Source organism: Stenotrophomonas aracearum, from assembly GCF_031834615.1.
Lineage (GTDB): Bacteria > Pseudomonadota > Gammaproteobacteria > Xanthomonadales > Xanthomonadaceae > Stenotrophomonas > Stenotrophomonas aracearum.
Genome location: NZ_CP115543.1, coordinates 4,234,733 through 4,246,703 on the forward strand (window position 1 = coordinate 4,234,733; position 11,971 = coordinate 4,246,703).

The window sequence follows — 11,971 nt, forward strand, 5'->3', positions numbered from 1 at the left end:
CGGGCGATCGACCGGCTCAGCCGGTCAGCAGGTAACCCTGGCCGCGCAGCGCGCGCAGCGGCAGTTCCACGCCGGTGGCGGCACGCACGCGGGCGCGCAGGCGGTGCACCAGCACGTCCAGCCGATGCGGATCGAAGTCCCACGGGGTGTCGGTGACGGATGCGATCAGCTGCTCGCGGGTGACCGCGGCGCCCGATGCTTCCACCAGCTGCTGCAGCAGGCCGCGCTCCATGGCGGTCAGCGGCAGCGTGGCGGCGGTGGGCGCATGCAGGGTCCAGCCATCGTCGGCCAGCTGCCAGCGCGCGGCGACCGTCGGAGGTGCTGGCGTGGCGGCGATTGAAGCAGCCGGCAGGCGCCGGCGCAGGCTGAGCAGGCCGGCGGCCAGCACGTCCATGTCCGGCGGCTTCACCAGGTAGAGGTCGGCGCCCTGGGTGAGACCCAGCGCCATGTCGCGCGCATCGCCGCGACCGGTGAGCATCACGATGCCGATGCTGGCCGAGGCGCGCAGGTGGCTGGCCACCGCGTAGCCGTCTTCGCCGGGCAGGCCCACGTCGAGCACCACGATGTCGCAGCGGTCGCTGAGCAGCGCACGGTACAAGGCTTCGGCACTGCCCAGGCCACGCACGCTGGCGCCCCGCCAGGCCAGGTCGTCCAGCAGCAGCGCCAGCAGCTCCGGGTCGTCTTCCACTACCCAGACCTGCAGTCCTTCCAGTTCCCGTGGTGCCGTCACGTGCCTTGTCGCAGTCCCCGTTTCAGACTGCAGTCTAGCCGCCGGTGTGGGATGAGCCAAATGCGACAAAAGCCGGCGTCCTTCATCAGGGCGGCCGTGAACGACACGCGAGCGTCGTCGTTGCCGCTTGTCCACGCCGGTCGTGGCGGTCAGCGTGCAGGCGAGCCTTTTCTGGAAACCGCCATGCCCGTCGCCACCGTCCCCGATGTGCTGAGTCCGTTGCTGTGCCAGCGCCTGGCCCATTCGTGGCCGCCGGAACATCACGCCGGTGTCTTCAGGGAGTTGGGCTTCCTGTTGGAGACGGTCCGCAACCTTCCGCCGGTCACCCTCACGCCGCCGCCGGTGGCCCCGAACAACCCCTGGGCGATGGCCCAGGTCTATCAACGGCTGGTTCTGCCGAAACATGGCTCGCCGTTCGGGCCGCTTACCAGCGACGAGGACCGCGCCGTCAGGGCGGTGCATTACCTGTACGAAGTCCAGGTGGCGCCGCCGTTGGAGGACACCGCCATGGCCGTTCCACTACGTCCACAGAGCGCCATCCATGCGCGCGTGTTGAATGAGGTCCGCCGCGAATTCTCGCTGCTGCCCTTCCCCAAGCCCGACGAGGGCTGGGAGCGGGCGGTCCACGACGTGGCCGCCCGACTGATGGAGAAGTCGATCCGGATGGGCGTGCAGCCCACCGAGGTCGTGGTGGTGGGCGCGCGGGAGATGCCGCCCAGGCCGGGCCGCCACATGGGCGGCGTGTCATTGCACCTGGCGGGCTGGAATGGTGCCGCCCCGCCGCCGGAGCACACGGCGGAAACGGCCAACCCGAACGTGTGGGATCCCAACAACCCGCTGGGCAACGAGCCCAACCTGCTGCGTGCCCCGCTGCAGCTGGACTGGATCGGGATCCGGTCCCTGCCCGCCAGGTAGGTGGTTGCCGGCCTTACTCCGCCGGTACGCCCATTTCCTTCAGCAGTTCCGGCGCCGGGTAGACCTTGGCCAGCAGCCAGCGCAGGTAGCGCATGTCCACGTGCACGGCGCGCTTGAAGCGCGGGTCGAACCACCAGCTGGCGCTCACCGATTCCCAGTTGCTGTCGAAGTTCAGCCCGATCAGTTCGCCGCGTGCGTTCAGCACCGGCGAGCCGGAGTTGCCGCCGGTGGTGTCCAGGTTGGTCAGGAAGTTCACCGTCTGGGTCTTCAGCACCGGGTCGGCGGTGCTGCCGAAGTCGCCCTTGGCGATCGCCGCCAGCAGCGGCTTGGGCGCGTCGAACGGGTAGGCGTTGGTGTTCTTCTCGACGATGCCCGCCACGGTGGTGACCGGGTCGAAGTGCACCGCGTCGCGCGGCGACAGGGCTTCCACCTTGCCGTAGCTGATGCGCAGGGTGCGATTGGCGTCCGGGTACACGGCGCGGCCCTGCTTGGCCCGCCACGCGAACAGGGCCTTCATGTAGGCCGGGCGCAGGCGCAGCTGTTCGCCTTCACGGGTCTTGCGCTCGTCCTCCAGGCGCAGCTGCACCGCCACCAGCGGGCCGGCCAGATCGATCAGCGGGTCGTGCGCGAGCGGCTTGCCGTCCTTCGCAGCGGCGAAGCGCGACAGGCGCTCGCTTTCCTCGCCCAGCCGGGTACCGGCGTACAGCGTGTCCAGGGCCTTGGCCAGCGCGGCCGGGGTACGGCCGAACGCGGCGTCGAACTCGGGCACGCGCTGCGCGTCGGGCAGCTGCTGGTAGCGGGTGAACAGGTCGGTCAGCAGGGCCTTTTCCACCTCGGGCGAATAGCGGCGCTGGACCTGCTTGAGGGTTCCCTCGATCAGCGCCAGGTCGCGCTGCTGGTAGCCGCTTTCGCGCTCGGCGTCGGGCTTGGCCGACTCGATACGCAGGCGCTCGAGCATCAGCGCCGAACGCAGCAGCTGGCTCTGGCTGGCGGCCTGTTCCAGCACGAAGTCGCGCTCGCCCATCGAGGCGCCCTGCGAGAGGGTGCCGAACAGGGCCTGGATGTCGGGGCGGTAGGCGGCGTCGGTGGCCTGCAGCATGGCGGCTTCGTCAGCCGCACGCTGGGCCTTGGCGTCGCTGCGCAGCAGGCCTTCGAGCTCGCCGGCGGCGCGCTTGCGATTGTTCTTCAGCGACTGCAGCTGCGCCGCGTAGCGGGTACGCGCCTGCGCGTCCTTGGCGGTGGCCGCTTCGATGGTGTCGATCAGCTGCTGGAACACGGCCACGCGGCGCGGCAGCACGGCGTCGATCTGGGCGGCGAATTCGGCGGCGGTGCGATGGCGATAGGTGATGCCCGGGTAGCCGGCGAGCATGGCGTAGTCGCCGGTCTTGGGACCGTCGATGGACATCTTCAGGTGCGCCGGCGGGTGGTACGGCACGTTGTCCGGACTGTAGGCGGCGGGCTTGCCGTCCTTGCCGACGTAGGCGCGGAGCAGGGTGAAGTCGCCGGTGTGGCGCGGCCACATGAAGTTGTCGATCTCATCGCCGTAGTTGCCGATGGCGCGCGGCGGTGCGTAGACCAGGCGTACGTCGCTCAGTTCGAGCTGGCGGATGCGGTAGAAGTCGGTGCCGTAGTACATGTCGGCAACGCTGCAGCGCACGTTGCCTTCGGCCTCGCACTCGGCCACGAGGCGCTTGCTGGCGCGGTCGACGGCGTCGAAGTAGGCACGGCCGGTCTTGCCGCGCGCGTCGCGCAGCACTTCATCGGTGACCTTGTCGAAGCCGGTGGTGACCAGCACGCGGAAGTCGGGGTTGGAGGGGCGCTCGTCGGCGCGACCCTGGGCGATGAAGCCGCCGTCGATCAGGTTGTGCTCGGCGGTGGTGTTGTACTGGATGACGCCCATGGCGACGTGGTGGTTGGTCAGCAGCAGGCCGTCGGCGGAGACGAACGAGCCGGTACCGCCACCGGCGCGAACCACGGCGCTCAGCGGCGGTGCGGTCACGTTGGCCAGGTCGGCGGGGTTGCCCTTGAAGCCGGCGGCCTTCAGCGGCTTGGCCAGGTCCGGCAGCTGGGTCGGCATCCACATGCCTTCGTCGGCATGGGCGGCGGCAGCGAGGGTGAGGCCAAGCGCCAGGGCGGCGCTGAGGGGCTTGCGTGCGGGCATGGGTGCATCCAGTACGGCGGAACGAGGGGGCACCTTAGCTACTGGGGGCGACTGGGGCAACGCCCGATGGTCAGGGATGGGCTCATTCCGGCTGGCTTGGAGCCGGGCTGCGCCCGGCTTCATGCATTTGGGTGAACAGCCGCCGTCTGCGCGGTTCCCCTGGTCAGGGCCGTCGGGTGCGGGTTTGTGGGGGACGCCGTAAATACATCCATGTAGGCTCATCGCCGCATCCATGCGGCTCGTGCCCCCTCAAACCCACCCCCGCCGACCCTTCGACAGGGCGTCGGTGGCCTGGGGAAAAGCCGGCGTGCCGACCTGCGGTCGACACGTATGCGTGCTGCGTGGCTTATGGGGGACACGCATGGCGTGTCGCTACGCGGCACCGAGTGATGCGGGTTCGGTAGGGTTGGTTCCCAAACAACCGCCGACTCTGTTCGCGATCGCTTTGACGCATGGGCCTGTGCAATCCCGTGCGTGTTGGAGGCTTGATGTCGATCGGTGCAATGCCGTTACCGGGCGCGGGGGTTGTTATCGGCAGTCGGCTGGGGCGCGACCCTACCAACAGCGTTGCCCGTGTTGGGTTGTGCCAGGGTGCTGATCACGCAGGGCCGGGCCGGAGCCCGGCCCACGGCATCATGCGTACCAGCCTGCGCGGCGGCAGGCTCTGCGCACGGTGGGCTTCAGGGTGCGGAGCAGCACGCAACCGGGTGCAACCTGGACGGTGAGCCGCGCGCCGGGTTCGATGCCCGCAGTGGCCAGCCACATGCCGCGAAGGTGGAGGGACGGGATCAGGATTTCGCCCGATTCGGGTTCGTGGTCGTCGTGGCGCACCGTGCCGACGAGCACGGTGCGGGGCGTGCGCCAGTGGTAGATGACGCGCGGTTGGGTGCCGGCGGATGAATCGCGTTCGTGGTCATGCATGGTAGGCATCTCCTGGATGTCTCCCTCGCCGGAATGGCGAGGGAGTCGGGAGGTTGATAGCCGTGTAACCAGTAACGGTGCGACGTATTTCCGCGAGGGTTTTGTATTTCGCCACCCACCCGACATATTGCATCCATCTTCTGGTTACGGAGCTATCAAACTCCTTGGGTCCACCATGCGGACGGGGCGAAGTTAGCTCAATTTGATTGTTTCTGTTGAAACGCGCAGATCGATTGACCGCTCCTAAGACGATGTCGGGAGTGAGCCAGATGCGAGCGCGAGGCGTTGTGGTGCATGCGCGTAGCAGAGTGTGATGCGCATCGCGGCGGATCGTTTCCACGGCGTTTTCAGTTGTGAAGCGCGATTTTTTACCTGCCGTTTTTGGCATGGATTGCGCGTGCGGATGCAGGCGGTTCCGATGTTTGCAATGCCCCATCGGATGTTGGGCAGTTATCGGCGGTCGGCTGGGGCGCGACCCTACCGGCGTTTGCAGATGTCATTCGCGGAGGCATCCGGGTGCCCCGTGGTAGGGTCGGTTCCCAAACGACCGCCGTGAAATCATCCGCGTTCGTTGACGCATGGAAATGATCGGCATCAACAGCCGGCCAACGGCCGGCACCCGCGTTTGCCGTGGCCACCGACGCACTGTCGGAGGGTCGGCGGGGGTGGGTTTGAGGGGGCACGAGCCGCATGGGTCGGGCGCATGCGCCCGACGGGTTGGGCAGGAGCCCAACCCCGGTCTTGCCGTGTGCGCAGGACAGCGCACACGTGCAAGCGGCGATGAGCCTACATGGATGTATTTACGGCGTCCCCCACAAACCCGCACCCGACGGCCCTGACCAGGGCAACCTTGCACCCTGCGGCTGTTCGGCTGAATCCAACAGCAGCCGGGCAGAGCCCGGCTCTACTTCTCCCTACGCCAATTGATGGAGCCACGGTTTTCCACCGTGCTGGATTCCACTTCAATGTCGAAGCCGCGCCGCAGCAGATATTTCAGCGTAATCACCGAACCACTGCCCACCAGCGAAACGCCGTAGCCCACGTACAGCTTCGGCGAAATGAACTTGCCGAAGCCGATCACCGAACCACCCAGCGCGCGCGACTGGCTGACACCCGCATCGTCCAGCCCGAGCTTCGCGCCCAGCTGCGACGCCAGCAGGCCACTGCCGGCCGAGAGCGCCGCCGAGGCCGCCGTGACCTGCTGCGTCTGGTCGCTGCTCGCGCCCGTGAGGCTGCGGCCCAACACCAGGAACGCCAGCGCTTCCGACTGCGACATCGCCGGGTCCGACCACACATCCACCCGCGGCGACTGCGCACGCCCGGTCACATCGATGCCCGCCGTGACATCGCCCACCCGGCGTTCCGCGCGGATGTTGATGCGCGGGTCGGAGACCGGATTGAAGTTCCAGTTGAGGTTGCCGCGCGTGATCGTCAGGTCCTGACCGTACGCCTTGTAGCGCCCGCTCACTTCCAGCGCACCGTTGGCCGTCATCTCACGACCCGGCCGCGACCACACCTGCATCTTCCCGCTCAGCCCGCCCTTCAGACCGAACCCCGCCATCCGCACGTTGTCGCCCAGGCTCACCGTCAGGTCCATGTCCAGCGGTGAGCTCGGCCCCTCTTCCGGGTCCGCCGGGTCCAGCACCACCACGTCTTCGGACACCGACGTGCCGCGATCCAGCCGCTCCAGGTCCAGGTCCGCTTCCGGCACGTGCACCGTACCGCGCAGCTTCATCGCCGCCGCTTCCAAGGTGAAGTCCAGGTTCGGATTGGCCACGATCCGCAGTTCCGGCGTGTTCGACAACAACACGTTCTCGCCATGGATATGCAGCTGCAACGGCTGCGCATCGCCGAACCACGACAGCCCGCCATCGATGAACAGCGTGCCCTTGCCCGAATTCGCCTGCGCCGTGATCTTGGCCGAACCGTCCGGCTGCGCCACGAAACTGCCGCTGCCCTGATCGAAGGTCAGGCCCAGCGCCGGGAACTCGCCCTTGAAGTTGCTCAGCTTCGCATCGCCACCCAGCGACGGCGTACCGCGCGTGCCACGCAGGCTCACATGGCCTTCGATCAAACCGGTGGGCCGCACGATGTCCGGCGAGAACAGCTCCAGCCAGTACAACCGCGACATGTTGAGGTACAGCTCGCCATTGAGCGGCGCGTTCGCGTCCCACCCTGTCTGCACCTTCGCATCAACGAAGCCGTTGCCCTGGAAGCCCACGCCCAGCTTCGCGTTGATCTGCGCCGGCGTCATCTCCAGCGTCGCCGAGAACTGGTCGTAGCGCACCAGCTCGCCGCGCGCGTTGTCGCCCAGCCGTATGCCGCCTTCCAGCGACGCGATCTTCGCACTGCCTTCCCACGCATTGCCACGCGGACGGATGCGCCCGTCCAGCGTGAGCTCGCCGCGCAGGTACAGGCGCCGCCCGGACTGCGGTGGCAGCCACGGCTGCACCAGCGCCAACGGCAATGCATCACCGCGCACCACCAGCCCATCGCGCGGCCAGTTTGCACTCGCACACAGCGCACCACCGGTGGCCGCGCCCAGGCAGGTATCGCTGAGGGTGAAATTGCTGCCCTGCACGCTGAACGTAGACGCCTCGCGCAGCGCCCACGCATCTCCCTTCACCGGCGCGATGCGCAGCGCCGAAAGATCGCCCCGCCATGCATTGCCCTGCTGTCGTACCCCACCCTGCAGCGCCACCGCGCCCAGTTCGTTCTTCGCCTGCGCATCCACGCGCAGGTTGGAGAGGCTGCCGCTGGCGTCCACGTTCAACGTGTCCAGCAGCATCCCCACCTGCACCTTCGTGCCCTGCACCGCCAGCGTCCCATTGCTGCCCTGCCATGGCAGGCGGCCGCGGATGCTCAGCGCTTCAGCACTCCAGTCGTTGTAACGCAGGCCACTGCCGACCAGGTCGGCCGTGATGTCCGGCGCGGTGCGCGGCCCGCGCACCTGCACCGTGCCGCGCAGCGTACCGGTACTGCCCGGCATCAGGTCGTCCAGCTGCACCGGCTCCAGCTGCGCCTGCACGTCCAGGCGATCACCGACGCTGCCGCGCGCAGTCAGCCGGCTGTTGCCCACCGCCAGGCGCACGTTGCCCTCGCCCTGCTGCCCGCGCAGCGCGAAGCGGCCCTGCGCGTCCACGTTGCGGTTGCGCAGCGTGCCCCGGATCCCCGGCACGTCCACCGTCGCCTCATAGCTCGCCGCAGTACCGGCCGGGCTGCCCGCCGGCACCGGCAGCTGGCGGCCCTTCGAGGCCACCGAGCCCGACAGGCGCCCGTCCCAGCCCGGCACGAAATAGCCCGGGTCGAATGCGGCCAGGTTCGCCGCCACGTCCCAGTCCAGCTGCGGTGCCCACGCCACCTGGCCGGTGACGTCGAGCGCACCGCCCGGCGTCTTGGCCTGCAGGCGCTTGATCAACGCAGCCGTGTCGCTGCCACGCACGTCGAAGTCCAGGTTCGCCGACTGCTGCTCACGCGCGACCGAAGCCGTACCGACCGCTGCCCAGCCCTTGAGCGTGCCAGCCAGCCCCATCCGCGCTTCCTTCAACGTCACCGGCACCGGCTTGGCCGCGCCGGGCGTGGTGGTGTCCGCTTCCGGTACGAAGGTCAGGTCGTGCGCCACGATCGAGAAACGCAGGCTGGCGTTTTCGCGGTCGGTGAAATCGGCCGTGCCCTGCAGGCGCGCCTGGCCACCAAAGCCTTTCACCACCAGCGGCGACACGGTCAGCACCTGGTCGGCCAGGCCCACGTTCGACGGCGCCAGTTCCACCGCCAGGTCGCCCTGCTGGACGCGCCCCTGCAGGTTGGCCTGCCCGCCCTTGCCGGTCGCGGTGAAGTCCAGCGACAGCGGCACGCTCGCCGGGTCCATGCCCGGCACCAGCAGCGCCAGGTCCAGTTCCTTGCTGCGCGCACTGGCCTTCCACATCGGCTCGTCGCGGCCTTCGAACACCAGGCTGGCCTGCAGCGGTGCCGGCGCATGCCCGGCCACGGCGATTTCCATGCGGCCCAGGTTGCCACGCGCGACCAGCCCCAGCTTGGCCGGGGTACGCCCGCGCGGCGCCGGCAGCGAGGCGCCGATGGTGATGTCGGTGGTGTAGTCGTTGCCGGGCAGGTAATGCCCGTCAATGCGGAAGTCGCCCAGGTTGCTGTCGACCTTGAGCTGGCGCGCACGGAATTCGCCGTTGGCGATTTCCAGGCCACCGCGCAGCTTTGCGATGTCGATCACCGGTTCCTGCGCCTGGGTGACGCGGAAGCCGTCGATGATGATGGTGTCGGCCTGGATCGCCAGCGGCATCTCGATCTGCGGCAGCGACTCCGGCCACGACGGCATCTCGAACGGCTCATCGCTCTTGGCCAGGTTCAACGTGGCGTTCTTGATCTGCAGCGCGTCCAGCTGCAGCTTGCGGCCGAGCAGCGGGCGGATGTCCGGGTCCAGGTAGGCGCGCTCGGCGGTGAAGTGGATGTCGTCGTAACGGAAATCCAGGTCGTGCAGCACCAGCGGTCCGGACACCGGGCCCTCGATCCGGCTCCAGGTCAGCGTGGCGCCGGCAGGCAGCCGCGCCACCACCTGGGCCAGCAGCACGTCGCGCCCCGCCACGGTCTGCAGCAGCCAGTACACCAGCATCAGCGCCAGCAGCACCAGGCCCAGCACGGTGAAGCCCGACCACGCCCAGAAGCGGCGCTTGCGGTAGAAACGCACGCGCGGCGGCGGCGGGGTGGCGGGGGTCGGTGTCGGCGTGCTCACAGGTCCGCTCCGATGCTCAGGTACAGCTGGAACTGCGAGTCGGGGTTGTTCAGGCCGTGCGCGATATCCACGCGCACCGGGCCCACCGGCGACTTCCAGCGCACGCCGAAGCCCACGCCGGTATGCAGGTCGATGGTGTTGTCGAACGCGCTGCCGGTGTCGACGAACACCGCACCGCCCCACGGACCGCCCTTGAAGTAATGCTCGTACTCGGCCGAGGCGGTCACCACGTTCTTGGCGCCCAGCGCGAACTTGTCCGGCGGCGGCGTGCGCGGTCCGACTTCACGGAAGGCGTAACCGCGGATGCTGCGGTCGCCACCGGCGAAGAAGCGCAGGCTGGGTGGCATCGCCACCAGGTCGCTGGTCCAGGTGGTGCCGGCTTCGCCGCGCAGGATCAGGCGGTCGGCCTCGCCTACCGGAATGAACCAGCGCGCCATCACGTTGGCCTGCACGAAGCTGGTGTCCGAGCCCACGCCTTCAATGCCACCGCGCATCGTGGCGGTGCCGCTGATGCCGCTGCGTGGCGCCAGCCGGTCGTCGACGTTGACGTAGTCGGCCACCAGCTGCGGGTACACCAGCGTGGACGTGTTGTAGATGGCGTCGGTGAACTCGGTGCCCGAGGCATAGCGCCAGCGCTCGCGCAGCGCGTTGATCGAGGCGATCGCAGTCCAGTGTTCGTTGATCTCGCCACTGCGGCTGGCGATCAGCTTGAAGTTGCGCAGGTCGATGTAGTCGGTCTGCTCGTCGTAGGCGCTGGCGGTAAAGCCATACCAGCCGTCCAGCCACTTGAACGCCGGAATCCGGTAGGTGGTGACGAGGCTCTTGCGCTTCTGCGCATAGTCGAGCTGGGTGTTCATCTTGTGGCCGCGGCTGTTCATGAAGCGCCGCTCCAGGCCACCGCGCACACCGAATCCGCTTTCGCTGCCGTAGCTCACACCGGCGGTGTAGATGGTGCGCTTGGCGCGGGTCAGGTTGATGTCCACCGGCACGTTGCCGTTTTCATCGGCCTGGTCCGGCTGCGGCTGGATGTCGATCACGCTGAAATAATCGAGCTTGGTCAACGACTCGCGCAGGCGGTCGAGCTTGCCTTCATGGAAGTAGCTGCCTTTTTCCCAGTACACCAGCGGGTCGAACAGGCGTTCCACGAAGTAATCCTGGTGGAAACGGATGTCGCCCATGTTGTAGCGGCGGCCGCTGTCCCAGGTGAGGTCGATGTCGGCGGCGTTCTCGGCGCCGGTGATTTCCACCCGGCGCTGGGTGAAGTCCGCATCGAAATAGCCGCGCTCGGCCAGGCGCCGGGTGATGGTCACGCGGCTGGCGTCGTAGCGGGTGTGTTCGAAGCGCTGCCCCTTGCGCGGACGGAAGTTCTCGATGTCTTCCTGCAGGTACTGGTCCAGCTGCGCCGGTCCGGTGATGTCGATGTTCTCGCGGCGCACCAGGGTCGGCGGGCCGCGCTCGACATGGATGGTCACGTGCAGGTTGTCGCCTTCGCGCGGGCTCTCCACCTTGATCACCGGGTTGTAGTAGCCGAACGGCTCCAGCGCGCGGCGGGTCTGGCGCTCGGCCTGCGAGAGCAGGTATTCCAGCCGCGACTCGCCCTGCGGCGTGCCGATGGTGTCGTACAGCGACAGCGAGACTTCGATGTTCTCGATGATCTCGGCGTCGTCGCTCCTGTCCAGCCCGGTGATGTCGACTTTCTCGATGGTGCCGCGCGCGTGCGCGGCCTTGGCGAGGGCCAGCGACAGGAGCAGGAGGGGCAGGAGGTGTTTCAAAGGCGGCATGGGACACAGGATAGCGGGAACGGGCTGAAAACGAAGCCTGTATCTACCCCATCCGGGGTGTCGGGCATCACGCGATATTCACGCTAGCGACCGTTTGCGTTGTCCGCCCATCACTCGAACTGGTCGAGAAACGCCTGCCAGCTGCACGGCGGTGACACGAAGATCTCGTACATGCCTGTGCGCCGGCCGGACTCGATGCAGAGGGTAAAGAAGCAGGGAGGGCCCTCAACGTCATCCCGATCCGGCCGGCAGACGAAGTAGCTGTCTGCGCCCCCATCGGTATTGCGCATGCCGATCACCTGCGCGTCCGGCTCGAGGGTCAGGTTGGTGGTATCCCAGGCGACGCCTTCGGGCGAGGTCGCTTCGTGCCACATCAGCGTTACCGGCCCGGCCCTGTAGCTGTCATCCGGTAGCCAGCCCTGCGTGAGGTAGCCCCCCACGCCTGTCAGGTCGTTGGTCAACGCGCGCCTGGCATGAGGGTCGAAAATCAAGTCCCGATCGCGTAGTGCCAGGAGCGCCTGTTCCTGCGCAGGGCTGAGCAGCGATCTGGCCGGCGCTTCCGCGTCCGGCCGGTCGCCCGGTCGTGGGTGATCCGATGGATGCAGCGGCACGCCGGGTCCATTGCCTTTGATCTCCATGTTCTGCTCCTCGCCGTGCTGCTTCCAATGTGCGGGCAATGCCCGGTGGCAGCGCTACCTCCGGGCCCGGGCCAGCCGAGG

General features: G+C 67.9%; 7 protein-coding genes. 1 reads left to right on the top strand and 6 read right to left on the bottom strand.

All coding sequences use genetic code 11. The features are described 5' to 3' along the window. Positions 1-16: 16 nt before the first annotated feature. The gene (locus PDM28_RS18895; protein ID WP_311183238.1) at positions 17-730 is read right to left on the bottom strand and encodes a response regulator transcription factor; all 714 of its coding nucleotides are present in this window, start codon (positions 728-730) and stop codon (positions 17-19) included. Between the two features lie 183 nt (positions 731-913). On the opposite strand from PDM28_RS18895, the gene PDM28_RS18900 reads away from it, so the two are divergent. Further along, entirely contained in the window at positions 914-1,645 is a 732-nt protein-coding gene (locus PDM28_RS18900; RefSeq protein ID WP_311183239.1) for a hypothetical protein, read from the top strand. A 13-nt stretch (positions 1,646-1,658) separates the two neighbouring features. Here the strand turns inward: PDM28_RS18900 and PDM28_RS18905 are convergent, their stop codons facing one another. From PDM28_RS18905 to PDM28_RS18925, 5 genes are all read right to left on the bottom strand, one after another. Then, a complete protein-coding gene (locus PDM28_RS18905; protein WP_311183240.1) occupies positions 1,659-3,806 on the bottom strand; it encodes a S46 family peptidase in 2,148 nt (715 codons plus the stop codon). Positions 3,807-4,439: 633 nt separating this feature from the next. Further along, on the bottom strand, positions 4,440-4,727 hold the full coding sequence (locus PDM28_RS18910; RefSeq protein ID WP_311183241.1) for a SymE family type I addiction module toxin: 288 nt from the start codon (positions 4,725-4,727) through the stop codon (positions 4,440-4,442). 904 nt (positions 4,728-5,631) lie between these two features. Further along, positions 5,632-9,471 carry a translocation/assembly module TamB domain-containing protein gene (locus tag PDM28_RS18915; RefSeq protein ID WP_311183242.1) on the bottom strand — a complete coding sequence of 1,280 codons (3,840 nt, stop codon included), beginning with the start codon at positions 9,469-9,471 and terminating at the stop codon, positions 5,632-5,634. After that, positions 9,468-11,252, bottom strand: coding sequence for an autotransporter assembly complex protein TamA (locus tag PDM28_RS18920; protein ID WP_311183243.1), 1,785 nt, complete (start codon positions 11,250-11,252; stop codon positions 9,468-9,470). Before PDM28_RS18920 ends, PDM28_RS18915 begins: the two co-directional genes overlap by 4 nt. A gap of 110 nt (positions 11,253-11,362) precedes the next feature. After that, on the bottom strand, positions 11,363-11,890 hold the full coding sequence (locus PDM28_RS18925) for a hypothetical protein (protein ID WP_311183244.1): 528 nt from the start codon (positions 11,888-11,890) through the stop codon (positions 11,363-11,365). Between the last annotated feature and the right edge of the window lie 81 nt (positions 11,891-11,971).

Excerpts from the sequence above, each read along its gene's own strand:
- PDM28_RS18900 (WP_311183239.1), top strand. The coding sequence starts at position 914 with ATGCCCGTCGCCACCGTCCCCGATGTGCTGAGTCCGTTGCTGTGCCAG.
- PDM28_RS18905 (WP_311183240.1), bottom strand. The coding sequence starts at position 3,806 with ATGCCCGCACGCAAGCCCCTCAGCGCCGCCCTGGCGCTTGGCCTCACC.
- PDM28_RS18910 (WP_311183241.1), bottom strand. The coding sequence starts at position 4,727 with ATGCATGACCACGAACGCGATTCATCCGCCGGCACCCAACCGCGCGTC.
- PDM28_RS18920 (WP_311183243.1), bottom strand. The coding sequence starts at position 11,252 with ATGCCGCCTTTGAAACACCTCCTGCCCCTCCTGCTCCTGTCGCTGGCC.
- PDM28_RS18925 (WP_311183244.1), bottom strand. The coding sequence starts at position 11,890 with ATGGAGATCAAAGGCAATGGACCCGGCGTGCCGCTGCATCCATCGGAT.